18 protein-coding genes are annotated in these 21,346 nt (G+C 64.7%); 5 read left to right on the top strand and 13 right to left on the bottom strand.

The features are described from left to right. Positions 1–32: 32 nt before the first annotated feature. The 5 genes from DQ229_RS07610 to DQ229_RS07590 are packed head-to-tail and all read right to left on the bottom strand — an operon-like array spanning position 33 to position 4,719. On the bottom strand, positions 33–434 hold the full coding sequence (locus tag DQ229_RS07610; RefSeq protein WP_114965674.1) for a Zn-ribbon domain-containing OB-fold protein: 402 nt from the start codon (positions 432–434) through the stop codon (positions 33–35). Beyond that, positions 431–1,564: a thiolase family protein gene (locus tag DQ229_RS07605; protein WP_114965673.1), complete on the bottom strand. Its 1,134-nt coding sequence runs from the start codon at positions 1,562–1,564 to the stop codon at positions 431–433. The genes DQ229_RS07610 and DQ229_RS07605 overlap by 4 nt, the downstream gene beginning before the upstream one ends. Then, complete coding sequence (locus DQ229_RS07600) at positions 1,561–2,757, bottom strand: CaiB/BaiF CoA transferase family protein (protein ID WP_114965672.1); 1,197 nt, start codon at positions 2,755–2,757, stop codon at positions 1,561–1,563. The genes DQ229_RS07605 and DQ229_RS07600 overlap by 4 nt, the downstream gene beginning before the upstream one ends. A gap of 2 nt (positions 2,758–2,759) precedes the next feature. Then, positions 2,760–3,533 carry an enoyl-CoA hydratase/isomerase family protein gene (locus tag DQ229_RS07595; protein WP_114965671.1) on the bottom strand — a complete coding sequence of 258 codons (774 nt, stop codon included), beginning with the start codon at positions 3,531–3,533 and terminating at the stop codon, positions 2,760–2,762. Position 3,534: 1 nt separating this feature from the next. Then, a complete protein-coding gene (locus DQ229_RS07590) occupies positions 3,535–4,719 on the bottom strand; it encodes an acyl-CoA dehydrogenase family protein (protein ID WP_114965670.1) in 1,185 nt (394 codons plus the stop codon). Positions 4,720–4,837: 118 nt separating this feature from the next. Here DQ229_RS07590 and DQ229_RS07585 point away from each other — a divergent pair, with 118 nt between their 5' ends. After that, complete coding sequence (locus tag DQ229_RS07585) at positions 4,838–5,623, top strand: IclR family transcriptional regulator (RefSeq protein ID WP_162300794.1); 786 nt, start codon at positions 4,838–4,840, stop codon at positions 5,621–5,623. A gap of 34 nt (positions 5,624–5,657) precedes the next feature. Here DQ229_RS07585 and DQ229_RS07580 read toward each other — a convergent pair whose 3' ends face one another. The 3 genes from DQ229_RS07580 to DQ229_RS07570 all read right to left on the bottom strand — a co-directional run bounded on the left by DQ229_RS07580 (position 5,658) and on the right by DQ229_RS07570 (position 9,167). Then, a complete protein-coding gene (locus DQ229_RS07580; RefSeq protein WP_114965668.1) occupies positions 5,658–6,377 on the bottom strand; it encodes an RraA family protein in 720 nt (239 codons plus the stop codon). A 73-nt stretch (positions 6,378–6,450) separates the two neighbouring features. Beyond that, positions 6,451–7,410, bottom strand: a complete 960-nt coding sequence (locus DQ229_RS07575) for a Bug family tripartite tricarboxylate transporter substrate binding protein (RefSeq protein WP_162300793.1) — start codon at positions 7,408–7,410, stop codon at positions 6,451–6,453. Positions 7,411–7,499: 89 nt separating this feature from the next. Beyond that, positions 7,500–9,167: a thiamine pyrophosphate-binding protein gene (locus tag DQ229_RS07570; RefSeq protein ID WP_114965666.1), complete on the bottom strand. Its 1,668-nt coding sequence runs from the start codon at positions 9,165–9,167 to the stop codon at positions 7,500–7,502. Positions 9,168–9,531: 364 nt separating this feature from the next. Between DQ229_RS07570 and DQ229_RS07565 the strand changes: the two genes are divergently transcribed. Both DQ229_RS07565 and DQ229_RS07560 read left to right on the top strand, forming a co-directional pair. Beyond that, a complete protein-coding gene (locus DQ229_RS07565) occupies positions 9,532–10,491 on the top strand; it encodes an NAD(P)H-quinone oxidoreductase (RefSeq protein ID WP_202909529.1) in 960 nt (319 codons plus the stop codon). A 263-nt stretch (positions 10,492–10,754) separates the two neighbouring features. Next, the gene (locus DQ229_RS07560) at positions 10,755–11,687 is read left to right on the top strand and encodes a LysR family transcriptional regulator (protein WP_114965664.1); all 933 of its coding nucleotides are present in this window, start codon (positions 10,755–10,757) and stop codon (positions 11,685–11,687) included. 36 nt (positions 11,688–11,723) lie between these two features. Here DQ229_RS07560 and DQ229_RS07555 read toward each other — a convergent pair whose 3' ends face one another. The 5 genes from DQ229_RS07555 to DQ229_RS07535 all read right to left on the bottom strand — a co-directional run bounded on the left by DQ229_RS07555 (position 11,724) and on the right by DQ229_RS07535 (position 19,115). Next, positions 11,724–12,701 (bottom strand): EamA family transporter, encoded by a 978-nt coding sequence (locus DQ229_RS07555; RefSeq protein WP_114965663.1) that lies wholly within the window; start codon positions 12,699–12,701, stop codon positions 11,724–11,726. Positions 12,702–12,808: 107 nt separating this feature from the next. Then, positions 12,809–14,521, bottom strand: a complete 1,713-nt coding sequence (locus DQ229_RS07550; RefSeq protein WP_114965662.1) for a thiamine pyrophosphate-requiring protein — start codon at positions 14,519–14,521, stop codon at positions 12,809–12,811. Next, entirely contained in the window at positions 14,518–16,482 is a 1,965-nt protein-coding gene (locus DQ229_RS07545; RefSeq protein WP_114965661.1) for a TRAP transporter permease, read from the bottom strand. Before DQ229_RS07545 ends, DQ229_RS07550 begins: the two co-directional genes overlap by 4 nt. A gap of 90 nt (positions 16,483–16,572) precedes the next feature. Next, positions 16,573–17,586, bottom strand: a complete 1,014-nt coding sequence (locus DQ229_RS07540) for a TAXI family TRAP transporter solute-binding subunit (RefSeq protein ID WP_114965660.1) — start codon at positions 17,584–17,586, stop codon at positions 16,573–16,575. A 74-nt stretch (positions 17,587–17,660) separates the two neighbouring features. Next, positions 17,661–19,115 carry a UbiD family decarboxylase gene (locus DQ229_RS07535; protein WP_162300792.1) on the bottom strand — a complete coding sequence of 485 codons (1,455 nt, stop codon included), beginning with the start codon at positions 19,113–19,115 and terminating at the stop codon, positions 17,661–17,663. 196 nt (positions 19,116–19,311) lie between these two features. Between DQ229_RS07535 and DQ229_RS07530 the strand changes: the two genes are divergently transcribed. Continuing rightward, entirely contained in the window at positions 19,312–20,766 is a 1,455-nt protein-coding gene (locus DQ229_RS07530; RefSeq protein WP_114965658.1) for an aldehyde dehydrogenase family protein, read from the top strand. After that, the gene (locus DQ229_RS07525; RefSeq protein ID WP_114965657.1) at positions 20,763–21,338 is read left to right on the top strand and encodes a UbiX family flavin prenyltransferase; all 576 of its coding nucleotides are present in this window, start codon (positions 20,763–20,765) and stop codon (positions 21,336–21,338) included. The genes DQ229_RS07530 and DQ229_RS07525 overlap by 4 nt, the downstream gene beginning before the upstream one ends. The last annotated feature ends 8 nt before the right edge of the window (positions 21,339–21,346 follow it).

Below are 21,346 nucleotides of genomic sequence, written 5' to 3'. Positions count from 1 at the left end.
TGACAAGGAAACGATTTCCCGCACGCCCGACCCTATGCGCGCAGACGAAACCGCGGCAGATGCAGCCCGTCCTCCTCTTCGATGGTCAGCTCCACGGGCGCGCCGATGGCGAAACCTTCGCCGGTGGCGGAATCGGTGATGTTGGTCAGCATCCGCGGACCTTCCTCCAGCGCGACAATTGCCACGTTATAGGGAATCTGGTCCTGCAGGTGCGGCGCATAGGCACGGTGATAGACCACCCAGGACACGATCTGCCCGCGCCCCGATGCCACCTGCCATTGCGCCCGCGCGCCCAGGCATTGGGGGCAATGCGTCCGTGCAGGCAGCCAGGCATGGCCGCAGCCGTCGCAGCGCTGAAAGCGCAACTCGCCCTGCGCCAATCCGTCCCAATAGGGGCGGTTGATGTCGGTGATCTCGGGCATGGGGCGGGTCATTGGGGCTCTCCCAGGATCATGGTGGCATGGGTGTGCATGGTTCCCCCCTGGTTCGACACCAGCCCGAAACGCGGTGCGGGCGTTTGCAGCACCGCCTCGCCGCGCAACTGGCGGACGGCTTCGATGATCAGTTGCAGCCCCGGCGTGCCCGATTCCGAAAGCAACCCGCCCGAGGTGTTCAGCGGCAACCAGCCATCCACGCCGACCCCTTCGCCGCGCGCGCGCGCCCCGGCCTGCCCTCGCGGGGCAAGGCCATAGTCTTCGAGCGTCTGCAGCACGGTCACGGTGAAGCAATCATAAAGCTGGGCAAAGGAAATGTCGCCGCGCCCGATCCCCGCCATGCGGAACGCCATCTCCGCCGAGGCCTGCGCGCGGGTCTGCAGCAGGTCGGGGCGCAGATGCACCTCCCAGCTTTCCTGTCCCTGACCAAGCCCGAGTACCGGCACGGCGCGCGAACGATCGGCTGCCCGCGACGTGGCGCCGATCACGATCGCCGCCCCCCCGTCCGAGACCAGGCAGCAATCATCGCGGCGCATGGGTTCGACCACCAGTGGCCCGGAGAGATACTCCTCCATGCTCAGCGGCAGACGCAGATGCGCATGGGGATTGGCGGCGCCATGGGCGCGGGCCTGCACGGCGATGATGCCGAAATCCTCGTCATTTGCACCGTATGTTTCCCGATAGGCCCGGTGCAGCATGGCATAGCCCGCCGCCACCGAATACCAGCCCATCACCGCATCGTCGCCGCGGGGCCTGTGCATGGCCGCACGCGACCCGGTGCGCGGCGTGTCGGCATAAAGGATCAGCGCGTTCTCGATCATCCCCGCTTCGATTGCCAGCGCGGCATAGGTGGCAAGCCCGGTGCAGGCCGCGCCGCCCTGATCCAGCGACAGCCCGATGGCAGGTTGCAGGCCGAGCGCCTCGGCCACCTTCTGGCCCCACAGAATGGAAGGTGCAGAATTGGCCATCTTGACCAGAACCGCGTCGATCTGCCCCTTTTCCAGCCCGGCATCGGCGATTGCGGCTGCCGCGGCTTCGGTCATCAGCGAAAGCCGGTCGCGGTCCGGGTGTTTGCCCCAACTCGTGTGGCCCACGCCGGTGATGGCGGTTTTCCCTCGCAGCGTCGTCATATTACCCCCTCGCGGCGCAATTCTTCCAGTGCGGCGCCGTCCACTCCCAATTCGCCAAGAATACGCGCATTGTCCTGCGCATGGGGCGGGCTGGGCCGGTATTCGGCCTGTGCCGCGCCTCCCATGCGCAGCGGCGAGCGCGGCAGACTGATCTCGCCAAAATCCGGATGGTTCACCCGGTGCAGGAATCCGCGTTCGTGCAGGGCTTCATCGGCCATCACGTCGGGCAGCGGGCGCACCGGGGCGCCGGGCACCTTGTTGCGGCGCAGCATCGCGGCCAGGTCCTCCGTGCTGTGCCGGCCCGCGAATTCGGCAATCAGCCCGTCCACCATTTCCATATGAGCGACGCGGTCGCGATTGTGGCGCGTGCGGGGGTCATCGATCAGGTCGGCGCGGTCCATGCAGCGTGCCAGCGCCGCCCAATGCCGGTCACTGTTGCAGATGATCGCCACATGGCCGTCGCTTGTGGCATATACGCTGTAGGGGCACAGGCTCAGGCCGCCATGGCGGTTGCCCGTGCGCAGCGGAATCTCGCCCCGGCGGTCCCCGAAGAGCATACCCATGTTCGACGCCATCGTCATGTAGACCGATTCCATCATGGAAATGTCGATCCGGGCGCCGCAGCCGGTGCGGGTGCGTTCAAAGAGCGCGGTCATGATGGCACCGTAGAGGTGGATGCCGCCGCCAAAATCGCACACCGCCGCGCCCGTCTTGAGCGGCGGGCCATCAGAAGTGCCGGTCACGCTCATCAGCCCGGACATGGCCTGCACGGTAATATCCATGGCCATCATGTCGCGGTACGGCCCGTCCTGGCCATAGCCGGAACTGCTGGCCAGGATCAGCGCCGGGTTGCGCGCCGAAAGGGCCTCCCAGCCGATGCCCAGCCGGTCCAGGGTGCCGGGAGAGAAATTCTCGGCCACCACATCGGCGGTTTCGGCAAGTTGCAGAAAGATCTCGCGCCCCTTGTCGGTTTTCAGGTTGAGCGAGACCGAATCCTTGCACGCATTGAGCATGGCAAAGGGCACTCCCGCCCCCGAGGACGCATCGCGCCGCCGCAGGTATTCGCCATCCTGCGGTTCGATCTTGATCACCTCGGCCCCGGCCATGGCCATCAGGAAGGTGGCATAGGGGCCGTTGTAGATCTGCGTCAGGTCCAACACCCGGATACCGGCAAGGGGAAGCGGCTGCGTCATGGTCACTCACCCCGGAATTCGGGTTTCTGCTTGGCGGCGAAGGCTTCGCGGGCAATCGCTGCATCGGTAGAATGCGACAATATGCGGTTTGTGAACTGCTCCAGCCGCAACCCTTCGGCCAGGCTCATGTCTTGCGACCGCACGGCCAGCTCCTTCGCCGCCTGCGTGGCCAGCGGGGCGTTGGCCGCCACCCGTGCGGCCATGTCCTGTGCCGCGTCCATCAGCCCCTCGCGCGGGACCACGCGGTTGATGAACCCCCAGCGCAGAGCGGTTTCGGCATCCATCATGTCGCCCAGAAGCAGCATTTCCATGGCCACCGCATAGGGCAACTGACGCATGATCCGCTGCGTGCCGCCATTGGCCGCGATGATCCCGCGCTTGACCTCGGCCAGCCCGAAACGTGCCTCGGGGCAGGCCACCCGCAGGTCGGTGGCCAGCATCAAGGTCGTCCCGCCGCCCACGCAAACGCCGTTGATGGCCGCGATCACGGGTTTCCAGACCTCCAGCCCGCGGTTGAGCAACTGGTCCTTCTGGGTCAGCCACATTTCGGACAGGGGTTGCTTGCGCCCGATCCAGCTTTTCAGGTCGGCGCCAGCGCAGAATGCCTTGTCGCCCGCACCGGTGATGATGGCGACGCGGATCTCGGGGTTATCGCGCACCTCGGTCCAGGCTTTCGACAGCCCTTCGTAATGTTCGGCATCCAGCGCGTTGCGCTTTTCGGGACGGTTGATGGTGATGGTGGCCACACCTTCGTGGATATCCAGATCGATCGACATGTCAGCTCCTCAGCAATTCGCGGGCCAGCACCATGCGGTGCACCTCGCTTGGCCCTTCGCCGATGCGCTTGATCCGCAACTCACGGTACCAGCGCTCCAGCGGCATTTCGCGCGCCACCCCCATGGCACCCAGGATCTGGATGCAGCGGTCCACTACCCGCCCGGCAGTTTCCGTGGCCACGACCTTGGCGATCGAGGCTTCGGTCTTGATGTCCCGGCCCAGATCGCCGCTCCAGGCGGCCTGCCAGGTCAGCAGCCGTGCCGCGCGCAGTTCCATCTCGCTGTCGGCGATCATCCATTGCACCGCCTGCTTTTCCGCCAGCAGCGACTTGTGCACATGACGCTGGCGAGCGTGGTCAATGGCAATTTCCAGTGCCGCCTGCGCAATGCCGATGACCCCGGCGGCATAGGGCACGCGGGCATGTACCAGCCATTTTTGGCATATCGCAAAGCCCTTGCCGTCTTCGCCCAGAATATTCTCGGCGGGCACACGCACGTTGTCGAAATGCACCTCGAAAGGCGCATAGGACCGGATCACCCCGATTTCGCGGCAGCTTATGCCCGGAGTGTCACGGTCGACGATGAAGGCAGTGATGCCCTGCTCGGTGCGGGCGAACACGATGCCCCAGTCGGCCTTGTCGGCAGCGGTGATCCACATCTTGGTACCATTGATCACATAATCGCCACCATCGCGCCGGGCGCGGGTTTCGATCTTGCGCGCCGGGTCGGACCCGCCTGCGGCTTCGGATATGGCGACAAAGTTCTTCTTGCCCCCCTCGATCCCGGCCACCCCGTATTTCTGGCGCTGCTCGGGCGTTCCCAGCCAGATCACCGATGGCGGATCGATCCCGAAGGCGCCGCAAGCCGGAACATATGCCCCCATCCGGCATTTGGCGGCTTCCTCGGCCACCACCACCTGCCCCAGAAGCCCAAGCCCGCCGCCGCCATATTCCTGTGGCGAGGCCAGGCACCAAAGCCCGGAGGCGCGGGCCTTGGCGCGCAGCGCCTCCAGTTCGGACGCAGGGAGCGCCCAGGCATCATGAGGCTGGCGTTCCTCGACCGGGTGCACCTCATCGCGCATGAAGCGGTGGATGGTATCGCGCAGCATGACGAAATGCTCGGGAAGTTCCCAGGCACCGGTTTCCGCGGGGTCCTGAACCTGTGACTGAAAGCTCGCGTTCGACATGTCAGGCCCTTTCCGGTATTGCGACGCTGGACGCGCATGCGCGGGGTATTTGTGTCTTTATTTGCAAGATGACATCGAATATCGCACCATTACTGCATATTTCGGAGTTTCGCCCGGCATGAGCCAGACATTGACCAAGGGACTGCGCATTCTTGAAGCGCTGGCCCACAGCAACCAGCCGCGTGGCATCACCGAACTGGCGCGGATGCTGGACATGAACCAGAGTGCGGTGCAAAGGCTGATCAACACGCTTGTGAAGCAGGGCTACGCCCGGCAAGCCGAAGGGACGCGCAAGTATCGGCTGACCTATTCCCTGTGGGAACTTGGCCAGCGTTCGGTCGAGGACAGCGCCCTGCGCCGGCTGCTGCGCCCCACCTTGCTCCTTGGGGCGCATGTCACTGGAATGACATGCTTTTTCGCAATGGAGAGCTTTCCCTTCGTGGTCTATTTTGACCGGGTCGAGGGGCGGCGCGGGCGGCCGCATTCGGCCGAACCGGGGCGCAAGGTGCCCATGACCGCCACCGCGTCGGGCAAGGCTATATTCCCTTATCTGCCTGCCAGGCGCCGGGCCCAGCTTGCGCAGCCAGCCACGGACTGGACCGGCTTCGTTCCCTTTCCCGGGCTTGATCTGGATGTGATCGAGGAGGTCGTGCAGCAGGTCCGCCGCGACCGTTATGCCTGGTCGGTCAGCGGTATGCGCAAGGGCATGAACTCGGTCGCCGCGCCGGTGTGGTCGAAGGCGCCCGAACCGCTGGGCGCGATCGTACTCACATCGAGCGAAACCGAACTGCGCGTCGAAGAGTTTCCGTCCTATGGCGCGCATGTGCTTGAACTGGCCGAGGAGGCCACCGTCAGCCTCGGGGGAGCGGCCTTTCGCAACACGGCAGAACTGGGGCCGCACTGACCGTGGCATGAACTGGGCAACCGTCACGGGCATGTCACTTCGGCAGGTCCGCCACATGAACGCCCGCCTTCACCGCCTCGACCCGCCGCGCTTCAAGTGCATGTTGCGCTTCGGCGCGCGAAACCACCTCATCGGCAAACTCGGGCGGCAGGACGCAGACTCCGGTATCGTCGGCGATGATCAGGTCGCCGGGGCGAACGTGCTGGCCATCCAGGTTTACGGGGCCGTTGATCTCGACCGTGTCGATGCGCCATTTGCCGGTCAAGGGGTTGATCTCGCTTGACCAGATCGGAAACCCTTCGGCGCGGGAATGGCCCACGTCGCGGATGCCTCCCTGAATCACTGCGCCGGCAACGCCGTTGTGCTTGGCGATCAGTGCGGAAATGCCCCCCATATTCGAAAGCCCCGCAACCCCTTCGATCACCACCACATCGCCCGGAGATGCCAGGTTGTGGGCCTCCATTTCGGCCATGCCGTTGCGTTTTTCGACAGCGCGCGTGGAAACCGAGGACATCCGCGGCGACATCACGTTGCGCACGGTGGTCGCCGGGCCGACGATCCCGGCACCTGCAATGGTGGGCCGATAGCGCGAGCCCGGCAGCGTGCCGCCAATGCCCAGATCATCCATCGCATCGGAGATCAGGCTGGTGTCACATCCCAACGCGCGGATGCGCTCGACAATCCCTTCGGGCGGGCGCGGTGTTTCCATGCTGCGGATGCGCGCAGCCTCTATCTTGCCGGTAAGTCGTTTCATTGGCTTGTCCTGTGTGCGGTCAGGGCCGGGGCGGCTTGTGCCGCCCCGGCCGTTGCCGTCTGTGGGTCCGGGATCAGTCGGCAGCGATGCCGCGCTCGGCGGCCAGCACTTTCCACTGTTCGATCTCGGCTTCGACCATGGCCTGGAACTCGGCGGCCGACATGGTGCCTACATTGGAGTCGAGGTTCTCCAGATAGGCCGTGCCCGCGTCAGAGGTCATCACGGCTGTGATGTCTTCGTTCAGCTTGGTGATGATCTCTTCCGGGGTGCCGGCGGGTGCGAAGACCCCCAGCCAGAAGCCCGAGCTGGCACCCTCAATACCCAGTTCTTCGGTCGAGGGGGTATCGGGCAGTGCGCGGGCGCGGTCCGCACCAAACACGCCAAGCGCCTTGATCTGGCCGGCCTGAACATTGCTCAGAACCGCCGTCATCGACCCCACATAGATGTCGGCGCGCCCGCCGATCAGATCGACCATCGCGTCGCTGCCGCCGCTGTAATGCACGGGAACCGCGTTCATGCCCGTTGCCGCCGCCAGCAATTCGCCCGCGAAATGCGTGGAACTGCCCAGCCCTGCCGTGGCAAGGAAGATCTCGCGCTCGGCGGCCTCATTCTCCAGGAATTCGCTAAGCGTTTCGGACTCGACGCTGGCGCCTGCCGTAACCACGAACTGCGCCGAAGACGGCATCGCCACCGCCCGCAGGTCGTTGACCGGATCATAGGGCAGATCGTCATGGACCGCAGGAGCCGTTGTGTAGGCCGAAGTGGTCAGCAGGATGGTGTAGCCATCCGCCGGCGTGGTCGCCACATGGGCGGTGCCGATGGTGGCCCCGGCGCCGGGGCGGTTCTCCACCGTCACGTTGACGCCCCATTTCTCCTGTAGCTCACCGGCAATGAAGCGGGCCGCCGGATCGGTCGAACCCGCCGGGCTGTAAGGCACGACAATCGTGACCGTGCCCGTCGGATAGTCCTGCGCAAAGGCCGCGCCTGTCGACATCAGCGCGGCAACTGCCGTGGCTGCAAAGGTACGTTTCATTGGTATCTCCTCCCTTGGTTGCACCCTGTCATTGATCTTCTCGCGGCGGCGCGCCCCTTCCCGGCCCGCCGCCCCGCCGTCGCCCCCGGTCAGGGGCCACTCTGCGTCTGGCGCCGCATCGATGGCGCCATGATCCGGTCCGAAACGCGAATGTCCCATAGGGCCGGACCGTCGGTTGCATCAAAGTCCCGGACGAGGCGCGGGATCTGTGCAATGTCGGTAACGATGTGCCCTTCCAGCCCGAAACCGCGCGCAATGGCCGCCAGATCGCCATGGCCGAAGATCGCGCCATGGTCAGACACGCCATCAGCGCGCAGCTTGTGGATTTCCGAGCCGAAGGCCCCGTCATTGAAAATGCACACCAGGATTTTCATCCGGTAGCGCATGATCGTTTCCAGTTCCTGCACATGCATCAGGAAGCCGCCATCGCCTTCGGTCAGGATCACCGGACGGTCCGGTTCCGTGGCCCATTGCCCGATGGCATAGGCCAGCCCGTTGCCGATGGCGCCAAACTCGCGGATGGTAAGGAACTGCCCCGGCCCGCGCCCGTAAAGATGGGTGGCAAAATAGGAACAATGCCCTGCCGACCCCACATGCATCCAGTTCCGGGGCAGATGCTGCGACAAGGTCGCCGCCACCGCGCGCGGGTCAAGCACGGCGCTGTCGGGGTCCGGGCGGGGGTGGGTATCGGCGGGTTCGCAATGGACCCGCCGCGCCAGGGCCGCAACGTCCCAATCCGGCACCTTTCGAGGATCGGCCGCGCCCTGCAGGCCGTCGCAAATGGCGTCCAGCGCCAAGGCCGCGTCGGCCACGACATGCTGCCCTGCGGGCACCTGACCGTGGCGGATGACCGGCGGATCGTCGTCAATCTGGATCACCTGATCGGGGGTAAAAAGCCTGTTCAGATCGCTGGTGTGGCGCGTCAGGCTGGTGCCCACCGCCACCACCAGATCAGCCTGTTCGTAAACCGTGCGCGTGACCTCATGCGCAAAGCCCCCGGCAATCCCCACATAGCGCGGGTGATCATTGAAAAGCCCCCGCATGGGCAGCGTATCGCTTAGCGCTCCGCCGCAGAGCTCGGACAGCCGGATGCAAGCAGCGCGCGCGGCCTCAGGCCCCGCCCCGCGTCCGCCCAGCACCACCACCCGCCGTGCGGCGGCAATGCGCGCAATGGCGGCGGCCACCTGATCGGGGTGGGGATAGCGCGGCCCCATCCGGGGCATCACATCGCGCGAGGGAACATAGCCTGTGTCTGGCGCGGGCAGTTTCTGAATGTCCAGAGGCATGCCCAGAACCACGGGCAGACGCCGGCTGCGCGCCAGCAGGAACGCTTCCTGCACATGATGATCCGCCAGTTTTGCGCTGCGCGCCGCCACATAAAGCGCGCCTGTCGCAGTAACCAGCGGCGCCTGATCAATGCGCTGGTTGTACCATGGGGCGTTGATAGGGTCCTCGCCGGCAAAGACGACGATGGGAATGCGCGCCTGCGCCGCTGTCGCCAACGCGGTCATGATCTGGGTCAGCCCTGGCCCACAGGTTACTGAGGCAACGCCGATATCGCCCGTGCGCCGTGCCCAGGCCGTGGCCATGGCGCATGCCGCATGTTCGTGCCGCACATGATAGCTGCGCACACCGGGCAAGGCGGCCAGGGCTGCCTCCCAGTGCATGTTGCCATCGCCCGTCAAGGAGAACAGCGTTCGGACACCTTCGGCGTGAAAGGCAGTGGCTACAGCTTCATATATCTGCTTGCCCGTCATGCGGACCTTCCCTCCCCCTTGGCGCTTTGCTGTCGGCTACGTCCTGCCGCCAGTGCCGCGAAACCAAGAGTATCCAACACCACCGACCCCCTCGAATCAACGTCAAATAACGCCTTCCTATGTCACATAGTAAAATTAAAGATCGTTAATAGTGCTTCATTCTGGTTATTTGAAGCTTATTATGTTCCATTCGCTGCGTATTTGTGAAGTGTGAAGGCAAATGGAGGCGCCCCGAAATGACTAATTCTTTTGCAACCATAACTGGAGGTTTGGATTCGTCCCGGCAGAATCCCAGGCTGCGCGTCGCACCCCCGCACCACCCCCGAGCCGGCGAAAAATCAGGCCTTCGGGCATGAGGGCAGTTGTGCCTGAATGTGCCGGCGGCCCCGAGGTGCTGCGCGTGCAGGAACGCCCGATACCGGAACCGCAACCAGGGCAGGTTCTGATCCGGGTGCAGGCTGCGGGGATCAACCGCCATGACATCAACCAGCGCACCCGGGGGCACGGCCCCGCAGGCAGCACCGATATCCTGGGGCTTGAGGTGGCGGGCGAGGTCGTGGCCATCGGCGCCGGGGTGGATGCCGCGCTGCAGGGGCGCAAGGTTGCCGCACTGACCGATGGCGGCGGCTATGCCGACAATGCCCTGGCCGAGGCAGCGTTGCTGCTGGACTGGCCCGAGGGGCTGAGCGCGATCGAGGCCGCCGCCCTGCCGGAGGCCCTGTTTACCCTTCAGCTGAACCTGGTGGAACTGGGCAGGCTGGGCACGGGCGACTGGCTTCTGATCCATGGCGGAACCAGCGGCATCGGCATGGCGGGCATCCGCTTTGCCGCGCTCCGTGGCGCGCGCACGCTGGTCACCGCCGGAACCGATGCGAAATGCGCACGCGCCACCGAACATGGGGCGCATTCGGCCATAAATTACCGCAACGCCGATTTCGTGGCCGCCGTGAAGGACATTACCGGCGGCCATGGGACGGATATGATCCTCGATACCGTTGGCGGACAGTACGCCGCGCGCAATATCGAGGCGTTGGCGCCCGATGGCCGCCTAGTGCATCTGTCCCCTGCCCCGCCGGAATTCTGCGTGCCGCTCGGGGCGCTCATGGCTAAGCGCGCGCGGGTGTCGGGCGCGCTGTTGCGGGCGCTGCCCCTGTCACGCAAGACGGCGCTGGCCGAAGCCATCCGCGCTGACGTCTGGCCCCACGTCTCGACAACGCTGCGCCCGGTGATCGACCGGGTGTTCCCGCTGGAGGACGCCGCCGAGGCGCACCGGCACATGGACAGCGGCACCCATATGGGCAAGATCGTGCTGAGCACCGGATGAGCGTCGCCGCCCTCGCAGCCGGGGTGGCGACCCTCTACCCCTGCGGCACCGACTGTCGCCAGCCCGCCCGCGAGAGGCCTGCCACATGACCGCACCCAATCCCCGGCTCAATTGCCCCAAGCGCTCCTTGCATCGCGGCAGGCATCCACACATTCGCGTTGCCGTGAGGGGCCATGCTGCGCGCTTGTCAAAAATCTGGACATGCAGTAGCTGAAGTTGATCCCTTGGCAAGTCAGCCCGCTGCGGATTGAGGCCGCTCTCGAATGGACATTATCTCCCTGCGCCAACTGAAGTACTTCGTCGGGGTTGCGAATACCGGCAGCTTCACGGCAACGGCAGAGCGTCTCAATGTGTCGCAGCCGGCAATTGGCATCCAGATCAAACAGCTGGAGGAACGTCTGGGGCTGCCATTGTTCGAGCGCCACTCGCGCGGGGTCGAACTCACCCACGCCGGCGAAGTCTATCTCAGCTATGCGGAAACCGCGCTCAATACGCTGGAGGCGGCCGAACACGCCCTGAACGAATTTCGCGAGGATCAACCCGCGCGCGTCCGCATCGGTGTGACCCCGACGATCGAACGAACGCTGCTGCCGCTTTTGTTCTTCGAGTCGCAGTCGCCCGATGTCGCGCTGCGCATTCAGCTCAGCGCGGGGCTGTCGGACAAGCTTTTCGACGAGATCCAGCGAGGCGAACTGGATTGCGCGTTCTGCTACGACCCGCCGACCGATCAGGGGGTGATCCTCAAGCCGCTCTACCGCGAAGACCTCTACCTTGTCGGCCCTGCGGCGGTGGTCGGTCAGGACACATGCCCGATCGAGTTTTCCGAACTGGCAAACAAGCGGCTCGTACTCTCCCCGCATCCTAACCGCTTGCGCACCAAGATCGAAGGCGTCGCGCACGATGCCGGCATCACCATCACGCCCGAGATGGAATTCAGCCTTGCCGGATTGAAGCACGAGTTGCTGCTACACCATCAGCATTGTGCCCTTTCGCCCTATGGACTGTTTCTCAAGGATATTCAGAGCGGCGAGCTGGTGGCGCGCCATATCGTCAACCCAACGGTCGGGCGCCGGATGCATTTCGTGATCAGCCGCAAGCTGCCGGCTACGGTCGCCCATCGGCTCCAGCAGGTGGTGGTCAAGCTGATCCATAAAGTTCTCGACGAGGGCACCATGAATTGGACCCAAATCGAGTAGAACCGGCCCCTGTCGGACCGACGCGCGGACGCGCACTCAGAACCACGGGGTGAAAAGGAACCTGTCGATCCGCTCGGGAAAGGCCAGAAACCCGGCCGCAACACCGGTATCGAGCGACAGCGCGACCGCGCCGCTCACCGCGATGATGATGCCCAGAACGACGATGCTGTCAAAAACCTCGGTATCGCGGTTAAGGATGGCGGCGAAGATCAGCCGGAAGACGACCGACAGGCGCTGAATGGGAACGACGACCGAGACCGGCGCGACGCTGAGCGCCATGTAACGAAGCATCTGGCTGACCGCGACGAGCACCGTCGCCAACAGAAACCACCCCGATGCGCCGCGATCCATCGCCCGCATATAGGCGGTGCCGCCCGCATGAATCATCATCGCCAGAACCACCACGCCGGCCACCGAATAGGACACGATCACCCCGGCCACGCCGTCCGAGACCGAACCGCCCGCACCAAGCCCCAGTGCGATGAAAAGAGGGCTGGTTCCGAAGCACAGCGCACTGATCCCACCCCACAGGAAACCTTCGGCATAGCGAGGCTCGAACGCCTTTTCCCTTGCCTGCTCGCGGGCACGCGCGCGCCTTGCCAGCACGACGGTCGGCCCCATGAGCACGAGGACAAGGCCGATGAATTTCAGCCCGGTGATCTCCTCGCCCAGAAAGGTCAGCGACAGCGCCAGCGCCACCAGAACGCTGAGCTGTTGCACCGGCGAGGACAGCGCCGTGCCCAGGGACCGGGTTGCGCGATAGTCGCCGTAGCGCCCGATGACGAAGTGGACCACCCCCGCCAGCGCCATCCACAGATAGGCCGGAACCGACATCTCGGCCAATGCCGCATAGGCGCCAAGAAACAGCCCGAAGAACAGGAACACCGGAATTCCCAGCAGCACCGTGATCGACATGCCCTGCAGAATCGTCGCGCTCAGAACCCCGCGGCGGACGACTGCATTGTTGAGCCCGAAGAAGGCGGCGGAGCTAAGGGCGAGTGCCGCACCCAGCATGTGAACGGTCTCCTTCGAAGGCCCGCTTCAGCGGGCAAAGGTCAGGAGGCGGCCGGCATCAGCACGCGCGGCCGCCATGGAGGGTTGCGCAGGCACCGTGGTCGGGCTCAAGATTTGCGGCCGTGGGCGATACGCACATCGACCAGCGCCTGGCCGCCGACCTCGACCGCCGCCATCGCGCGTTTCAGCGCCGGGCGCAACTCGTCCATGCGGTCCACACGCTCACCATGGCCGCCGGCAACTTCCATCATCTTGCTGTAATTGAAATCGACGCCGAAATCGGTCAGCGGCTCGGGGCAGGCTGCCTTGGCAGCGCCGTCGGGATACATGCCGTGCGTTGCACGGCGCACCGCGTGCCAGGCATTGTTGTTGTAGATCACGGTCAGGAGGGGGATGCCTTCGCTCGCGGCGACATGATGCGCAGCCAGCGGCGTGTTGAACATGTAAGAGCCATCGCCCGTCGTCACGATGACTGGCTTGCGCCCGCGCGCCAGTGACGCACCGAGCGCCGCGCCCATACTCCAGCCAAGGCCACCCGCCGCACCGGCAAAGAAGTAGTCGCCGGTTTCGGTATCCCCCAGATCGCCGAGCAGAAGCGGCGATTCCTTGAACACCGGGGCGCCACCGCGGATCTCTGCGATCGCCCGGGTGACTTCGGAGGGTGGAGGCGGGGCATCGTCGGGCAGTGTCTCGACGGTGCGGCTGACGCGGGCATTGGCTGTCGTCCGAGCCGCCCAGTCGTCGCGGGCCCTGCCGGCTTCGGCCTCGGGGGTGTCGCCGCGCGCCATTGCCTGCAGCGCGGAGAATATCTCGGCCGGTGCGCCCGAAAGCGCCACATGGGCGGGAAAGCTGCGCATCGGCAGGTCGGCGAACAGAGGGTCCTCGCCGATCTGCACGACGCGGCAATCGCGCCCGGGTGACGCCTGCCCCGGAATCCAGGGCGCCATCGCCTCGGAGACAAGGACCAGGTCGGCCTCGCCCAGAAGCGGGTTTGGGTCGCTTCCGGCATTCATCGGGTGGTCGTGGCTGATCTCGGCGAAACGTGGCGTATAGGTCACCACCGGTATCCTGTGTTCCGCGGCGAAGGCTTCAAGCGCGGCGCGCGCCGCGGCGGTTCGCCCCGTGGCCGAGGTAATCAGCAGCGGGCGGCGGGACGTGCCGATCCAGCCTGCGACCTGTTGCAGGGCGCTCTCGGGGGGGCGGCCGGCGGAAACCGGGGCCAGCGCCGGCGCCGCCTCGAGGTCGATTTCTGTCACCGGGGCGGCCAGCACCTCGCGCGGCAAGGTCAGATAGACCGGACCGGCGGGCGAGGAGCGGCAGATTGCAAGTGCCCGGTCGACCACCTGACGCAGCTGCCGGGGGTCACGCAGCTCGTAGTCCCAGCGCACCATTTCCCGCACGATGCCGCCCTGATCGAACATTTCCTGAGGCCAGTGAATGAACCCCGAACGCGCGCCGGGGGCGCCTTCTTCCAGGATCGGGGTGCGCCCGGCCGTGAACAGCATGGGAACGTGCAGGCGGCTGGCATTCATCAGGCCGCACAGCGCGTTCGCGGTCCCCACATTGACATGGACCATGACCGCCTGCGGGCGCCCGCTGATGAGCGCGTGCCCCATCGCCATTGCCACCGCGACATTTTCGTGCGGCGCGATCACCGGGTGCGGCATCTCTCCGCGGTCCGCGCCCCCTCCGGCCAGTGCTTCGATGATCGGAGCGAAATCGGTTCCTGCATTCGCGAAGAGGTAATCGACGCCCCGCTTCTTCAGCAGCCGCAGATAGGCTTCCGCGACCGTCATCGTTGCCTTGCCAGTGTCCTTCATCGTGTCAGGTGCTCCATTGACGCATCGGGCGCGCGCGCGGGCTCGAGTGCTTTATCATCATCAGAAATCTGCTCGCGTCCCGATAGCAGGACCGCCAACACTATCAGCGCCAGCCCGCCGAGCAGAAGCATCACGCCCGGCGCCACAAGCATCAGGCCACCGCCGACCATCAGCACCCGCGTGTAGCCCGGCATGTGGTTCAGCGCGAACCCCCGCAGCCCCGAGGCGATGGCAACCGCCCCCACCAGTGCCGTGCTCGCCGCAAAGATGATGCTCAGCGCGTCGCCCTCCATCAACAGTGCCGGATTGAGCGCAAAGGCAAGCGGCACGATGAAGGCCGCGATGCCGATGCGCATCGCCTCGAACCCCGAGGCCCAGATCGGCGCGCGCGCGATCGCTGCGGTGACGAAAATCGCGATACAGGTCGGCGGCGTGAAGAACGAGGCAAGCCCCCAGTAGATGACATAGAGATGCGCGGCGATATCCGGCACGCCCAGCATCACCAATGCCGGCGCCATCAGTGTGGCCAGCGTCACATAGGCCGGGGTTGCATCCAGCCCCATGCCCACCAGCAGGCTGACGATCCCCACGAGAATCAGCGTGACGATGAGATTGCCGCCACCGAGATCGACTATGAAGCGCGAGACGTTGATACCGACTCCGGAAAGCTCAAGCGCGCCGATCATGATACCCACCGATGCGGTGATCAGCACGATGACCAGCCAGCGCATCACTGCAGCGCGAATGGCGTAGAGGATCTGCATCGGCCAGAGCCAGTTGGTGCGGTCGCGCGACATGAAGCTCGCAACCACGACAGCTCCGCAGGAGTAGAGCGCGGCGCGTCCGGGCTGATAGGCGGCTATGATCAGGAACCAGATCAACGCGATGATCGGAAGTGCGAAATACCAGCCGCCGCGGAGCGTGCGCCAAAAGTTCGGTATGTCCAGCGTCGGTGTCGGCTTGATCCCGCTGCGGCGTGCCTCGAAATGCACTGACGCGAACACGACCAGGAAGTAGAGTATCGCGGGAATGATGGCTGCCGTGACCACTTCCACATAGGTACGTCCGATCCACTCGGCCATAAGAAAGGCAATGGCGCCCATGACGGGCGGCAGGATCATCCCGCCGGTCGATGCAACGGCCTCGACGCCTGCGGCGAAGGTTGGCTTGTAGCCGACCTTTTTCATCATCGGGATGGTGAATACCCCCGTGGTCGCCGAATTGCCCGAGGGCGAGCCGGAAATCGACCCGAACATGCCCGAGGCCAGCACCGCCGCCTTCGCCGGGCCGCCATGGGCACGCCCCGTCAGCGACAACGCCAGGTCCATGAACCACTGGCTGGCGCCGGCGCGCTCCATCAGCGCACCGAAGACCAGAAAGACAATCACGATGTTCACCGCGATCCCCAGCGGGACGCCGAACACCCCCGCGCTGCTGACATAGGTGCCGTAGAGGAGCCGCTCGAGCGAGTAGCCGCGCCCGTGCAGGACGCCGGGCAGATATTGCTGGAACAGCGCCAGGGCCACGAAAGACAGGATGATGATGGGCAGCACGATACCCGTCTTGCGGCGCACGGCCTCAAGCAGCGGGATCGAGACCAGTAGCGCCATCACGATGCCCAGATCGTCGACTTCGCCCCAGAACCCGTAATCAAGGAAGATATCGTTGAAGAAGACGACGAAACCGCAGCCGGTGGCGATCATCGCCCAGAGCACCAGATCGTGCCAGCGGAACTTCAGGTCAAAGACGTCCTCGCCATTGGGCCCTGGTTCGGGCGATCGGGCAAAGATCAACGCGATGAGCGAGGCCATCGTCAGGCTGAGCGCCTTGACCGAGACCTCGGGAATGAAGATGCCGAAGAAGGTGGTCACCTGGGTGATGTGCACCACATGCCAGGCCGCCGTCAGAGTGGTCAGCACCAGCAGGACGTTGGACGCCCCAAGACCGAAACGCGATGACATGATGCCTCCTCCCGCACCTGTTACATCTGTTCCGCCCCCGGCCTGAACCGGAGGCGGCAAGAAGCCTTTCCGAAACCCGGTTCGGCAGGCTTAGTTCGACAGAAGTCTCTGCTGCACGGCTTCGTGCTCGTCGGTCCACACACCGATCTCGCGGAAATACTGCACCACCCCGTCATGCAGCGGCACCGCCGGCGGAATGAGCGTGTTCTCGACCGTCCAGTTCCGCGCAGCGGCGTGATAGCTGATGAAGGTCTCGTTCTCTTCGAAGAGCGTCTTGACCACCTGATAGACCGTCTCGTTGTCAAGGTCGGTGCGGCCGATCATGTAGGTGTTGAGCGACACCAGCGGCACGACCTCTTCCTGGTTAGAAAAGTCATTCGCTCGCTGATCGACAGGAAAGAACGCGGCCGGAAGGTGTTCGAGCATCGCGTCACGTTCTTCTGGGGTGACGTGGAGGAACTGGATATGCCTGTCGCGCATCCCCTCCTCGATGATCCCCGCGCGCGGGCTGAAGGGCATCACGAAGGCATCGACACTGCCCGCCCGGATCGCGGCGAAGGCTTCACCGGTATCGGCGGTCGCGACGATGTTCATGGAATCGATGTCCAGATCGAGCGCAGTGGCCAGCGCATCCAGCACAAGACGCAGCTCCGGCAGCGCGCGGCGCTCACCGATGATCGTACGCCCCTCCAGATCGCGGGCGGATTCGATGCCCGCGCCGGGGCGGGTGAAGATCCACCGATAGCTCGGCTGCCCCTGAATGATCAGGCGATGGTCAATCGGATCATTGAAACCATGCATGGCGTTGTAGCCGCTAAAGGATGCGAACGAATTGGTGACCGCAAGATCCACGGTCTCGCGGCCGATGCCGTTCACATTGGCCGCAGATCCGCCAACCGGCTCGACGGTGGTGTTTATGCCCGCCTTGTCACGGATCAGCTCGCCCGCACCAACAGCAAGCGTATAGAACACCGAACCCACGCTAGAGGTGCCGATGCGCAACGATACCGGTTGCCCAAATGCCATGCTCCCGGGCAGAGCCGCGGCGGCAGCGGCCGCGCCGATCCCCCCGAGAACCTGACGGCGGTTTGCAGTGATCTTCATAGCTTTCCTCCCTTTGATATGCTTGGAACTCTCCCTGACTCCGTCCAAGAAATCCGAATGCTAGAGCATCGTCTTCATGCGAAGAGTTCAGGCCATTTTTCCTTCACGCGCCGACGCAACTCCGGCCCCGCCTCGGCAGTGATAGGAAATTCGTTCAGCCGTCCCCATGGCTTGCAGGCGTCAACCACCGCGCGATTGGACTCGTAGGGCGGTTTTGGCAGAAGCGGGTCAAGCGGCGTCGACCAGGCACGGCGGATAAAATCCACATCTTCCACCGGATCGCAGCGCGTCGACAGCGCCCAGATGACATCGTTGATATCGGCGGGGTTGATGTCGTCATCGACGGTGATGGTCCAGCGCCCCGCGTAATTGCCCGCCCGACAGTTCGCCGCCAGCATCCCTGCCTGCTTTGCGTGCCCAGGATAGCCTTGCTTGATGGCGATGACGTTGAACAGGCGACCCGCGCCCGCCTCATGGCACCACACGCCCGTCACCCCGGCAAGCCCGGCCTTTTCGACCTCGTCCCAGATCATCGCGGACTTCACCGCAGAGCGGGCGAAGGTGAAATTCTCGGGCGGGCGCGAGGGAACCGCGAGGGTCAGGATCGGGTTGTTGCGGTGATAGATGCGTTCGATCCTCACAACCGGCTGCATCGAGGCCTCAGAGGCGTAATAGCCCATGAATTCGCCGAACGGCCCTTCCTCGCGCTCCTCGCCAGGGTGGATGGTGCCTTCGAGCACGATCTCGGCATTCGCGGGGATAGGCAGCCCGTGGCTTTTCGAGGGAATGACCTCGAAGGGGCGGCCACGCTGACCGCCCGCATAGTCGAGTTCCGAGACCCCGCCACGGATTTCCTGATGGCTGGCCAGAAACAACAACGGGTCCTGCCCGCAGGAAATCAGGACCGGACAGGGCTTGCCCTGCTTGAAATACTTTTCGCGGATGAAGCGGCCATGCTTGCCGGGGCTGATCCAGATCCCCGCGGTGTTCTTGTCATGGACCGCAATGCGGTAGGTGCCCAGATTGATATGCCCGTCCTCGGGGTCGCGCATCACCACCATGTCATCGGTGCCGATATAGCGGTTTCCGTCAAGCTCGTGGACCTTGGGCACGGGAAACTTGAACAGATCGACATCGTCGCCCTCGAGGATATTCTCAAGGATGGGGCCGTCGCTGACTTCCACGGGGGGGATAAGGTCCGCGCCGCCCTGCCGAATCCGCTCGAGATAGGACCGCACCAGCGCGATCTCGTCATCGGGCATCGGCAGCCCCAGAACCGTGGCCAGCCGCCGGAAGGAATTGGGCGCCCCCGACAGAATGCGGAACCCCTCGGGATAGCCCTTGATGTTGTCGAACAGCACCGCGGGCCCCCGGCCGGGATCTTTCTGGGCCGTCAACTCGGCCACGGCGCCAACCTCCAGATCCCAATCCGCGCCATCCACACGCGCCAGCTCGCCAAGCGCCTCGAAGTGTTCGATCAGATCGCGCAGGTCTTCGTGACGCTTGATCTGCCCAGTTCCGTCAGCCATCGCATTGCCCTCCCTGTCAGGCTGCGCATCCGGTCCGATAGTGATGCGCAGCGACATGCGTAAGCTACCGGTGGCCACCAAACTCACAAGAAACGAAAAGTTAGGTCAGATATGTAGGTTTCGTATGCCGCTCATCGGCGGAGCAAGTGTAAAGGCAGAGCAATAATACAAGGATTCCGCTGGAAGGTAGCAAAACATGCGTGAGGCATTGAATCGCATCGGGGCAGACCGGGTCGAACACCCCGAGGGCATCTGGGCCGACAGCACCGATCCCGCCAACGGCGAGGTGATCGGCCGCTACGCGCCGGGAAACGCGGAACTCGTCGACCGCGCGGTCGCTGTCGCGAACGACGCTTTCGAAACCTCATCATGGACTCAGGCGCCGCGGCTGCGCGAGGAAGTGCTGCGCCGCTTTGCCGACCGGCTGGCTGCGCAAAGCGACGCGATTACCGGCCTTCTCTGCCGCGAAAACGGAAAACTGCGCCACGAGGCGCGCGGCGAACTGCTCGCCGCGATCTCCGAGGCGCGTTTCTACGCCGGACTCGCGCGTGTGCCGCAGGGTCGCAGCGGCGAGGTTGTGCCGGGTTCGCTGTCCATCCTCGCACGCGAGCCTGCGGGCGTCGCCGCAGTGATCGTGCCCTGGAACGCGCCGGTAACGCTCCTCGTGCGCTCGCTGGCCCCGGCGCTGGCGGCCGGCTGCACGGTGATCGTCAAGCCCGCACCGCAGACAAGCCTGGTGAACGCCGCCGTGATGGACCTGCTGCTGGATGACCCCGACCTGCCGCCCGGCACCGTGAACGTCATCAATGAAAGCGGCATCGAGGTCGGGCGCGCGCTGGTCGCCTCGCCCGGCGTGCAGGTCATAAGCTTCACCGGCGCGTCCGCTACCGGCAAGGCGATCATGGTGGCCGCCGCGCCGACGATGAAACGCCTGTCGCTGGAACTGGGCGGCAAATCGCCGGGGATCGTCTTTCCCGATGCCGATCTTGACCGCGCCGTTCGTGAACTCGCTTTCGGTGCCCTCTCCGTCGCCGGGCAGTTCTGCATGTGCGCCAGCCGCCTGCTCGTCCATGCCGACATTTATGACGATTTCCGCGCCCGCATGGCCGAACGCTTCGCCAGTATCAAGGTCGGCCCGGCCGCGGACCCTTCAAGCGAGATGGGCCCGTTGATCGACGCGAACAACGAGCTCCGGCTGCGCAAGCTGATCGACGCCGCCAGCGACCAGGGCGAGGTCATCGTGCGCGGCGCACGCCCCGAAGATGTCCCCCCGAAGGGCGCCTTTCTGACGCCCACGCTTGTGGGAATCAACAATCTGCGTTCTACCTTCGTGCAGGAAGAGCTGTTCGGGCCGATCATCACGCTTGAGCGATTCACATCCGAAGCCGAGGCGCGCGACATGGCTCATGCAACCCCCTACGGTCTCGCCGCAAGTATTCACACGCAAAACATCGAGGTTGCGCACCGCCTCGCCCGCCGGCTGCGGTTCGGAACAGTGTGGATCAACTGCCATCGCCGCCAGTTCGCCGAGGCCGAAGTAGGCGGTTTCGGCGAAAGCGGGCTTGGCCGCCTTCACGGTGTAGAAGGGCTGGCCGACTTTCTGGAGACCAAGCACACCTTTCTCGAATACTCGCCCGGCGGTGCTGCATGACGGATCGCACACTTCCCATCGTGATTGGCATTACCGGCGCGTCGGGCGTGATCTACGGCATCCGCGCCCTGGAGATTCTGCGCCAGCTTTCGATCCCGACACATCTGGTCATCACCAAATCGGCCGAGCTGACCATGTCCTACGAGGTGGCGCAGAAGCCGCGCGAAATCCGTGAACTCGCCACCGCGGCGCACCCGATCGGCGATGTGGCCGCGGCAATTTCCTCGGGGTCCTATCGCACCCGGGGGATGCTGATCCTGCCGTGTTCCATCCGCACGATGAGCGAGATCGCCTCTGGGGTGACCTCGTCGCTGATGAGCCGCGCGGCCGATGTCGTCCTCAAGGAACGCCGGCGCCTCGTCCTCGGGGTGCGCGAGACACCGCTGCATCTGGGGCATCTTCGTACGATGACGGCGCTTGCGGAAATGGGGGCGGTGGTCGCGCCGGTCGTTCCCGCCTTCTACTCGCGGCCCGAAACGCTTGACGACGTGATCGATCACACGGTGGGGCGGATGCTCGACCTGTTCGATATCGACAGCGGGTCGGTCAATCGCTGGCGCGCCGGGGACTGAGGCAAGGC

This window comes from Alkalilacustris brevis, from assembly GCF_003350345.1.
Lineage (GTDB): Bacteria > Pseudomonadota > Alphaproteobacteria > Rhodobacterales > Rhodobacteraceae > Alkalilacustris > Alkalilacustris brevis.
Note: the sequence above shows the minus strand (reverse complement) of the source record. Positions and strands in the feature narration are given on the sequence as shown.

What these genes read in the sequence shown, in the direction of transcription:
- DQ229_RS07610 (WP_114965674.1), bottom strand. Translation starts at nt 434, where the DNA reads ATGACCCGCCCCATGCCCGAGATCACCGACATCAACCGCCCCTATTGG.
- DQ229_RS07590 (WP_114965670.1), bottom strand. Translation starts at nt 4,719, where the DNA reads ATGTCGAACGCGAGCTTTCAGTCACAGGTTCAGGACCCCGCGGAAACC.
- DQ229_RS07540 (WP_114965660.1), bottom strand. Translation starts at nt 17,586, where the DNA reads ATGAAGATCACTGCAAACCGCCGTCAGGTTCTCGGGGGGATCGGCGCG.
- DQ229_RS07580 (WP_114965668.1), bottom strand. Translation starts at nt 6,377, where the DNA reads ATGAAACGACTTACCGGCAAGATAGAGGCTGCGCGCATCCGCAGCATG.
- DQ229_RS07530 (WP_114965658.1), top strand. Translation starts at nt 19,312, where the DNA reads ATGCGTGAGGCATTGAATCGCATCGGGGCAGACCGGGTCGAACACCCC.
- DQ229_RS07600 (WP_114965672.1), bottom strand. Translation starts at nt 2,757, where the DNA reads ATGACGCAGCCGCTTCCCCTTGCCGGTATCCGGGTGTTGGACCTGACG.
- DQ229_RS07595 (WP_114965671.1), bottom strand. Translation starts at nt 3,533, where the DNA reads ATGTCGATCGATCTGGATATCCACGAAGGTGTGGCCACCATCACCATC.
- DQ229_RS07575 (WP_162300793.1), bottom strand. Translation starts at nt 7,410, where the DNA reads ATGAAACGTACCTTTGCAGCCACGGCAGTTGCCGCGCTGATGTCGACA.
- DQ229_RS07555 (WP_114965663.1), bottom strand. Translation starts at nt 12,701, where the DNA reads ATGCTGGGTGCGGCACTCGCCCTTAGCTCCGCCGCCTTCTTCGGGCTC.
- DQ229_RS07525 (WP_114965657.1), top strand. Translation starts at nt 20,763, where the DNA reads ATGACGGATCGCACACTTCCCATCGTGATTGGCATTACCGGCGCGTCG.
- DQ229_RS07550 (WP_114965662.1), bottom strand. Translation starts at nt 14,521, where the DNA reads ATGAAGGACACTGGCAAGGCAACGATGACGGTCGCGGAAGCCTATCTG.
- DQ229_RS07560 (WP_114965664.1), top strand. Translation starts at nt 10,755, where the DNA reads ATGGACATTATCTCCCTGCGCCAACTGAAGTACTTCGTCGGGGTTGCG.
- DQ229_RS07535 (WP_162300792.1), bottom strand. Translation starts at nt 19,115, where the DNA reads ATGGCTGACGGAACTGGGCAGATCAAGCGTCACGAAGACCTGCGCGAT.
- DQ229_RS07585 (WP_162300794.1), top strand. Translation starts at nt 4,838, where the DNA reads ATGAGCCAGACATTGACCAAGGGACTGCGCATTCTTGAAGCGCTGGCC.
- DQ229_RS07570 (WP_114965666.1), bottom strand. Translation starts at nt 9,167, where the DNA reads ATGACGGGCAAGCAGATATATGAAGCTGTAGCCACTGCCTTTCACGCC.
- DQ229_RS07605 (WP_114965673.1), bottom strand. Translation starts at nt 1,564, where the DNA reads ATGACGACGCTGCGAGGGAAAACCGCCATCACCGGCGTGGGCCACACG.
- DQ229_RS07545 (WP_114965661.1), bottom strand. Translation starts at nt 16,482, where the DNA reads ATGTCATCGCGTTTCGGTCTTGGGGCGTCCAACGTCCTGCTGGTGCTG.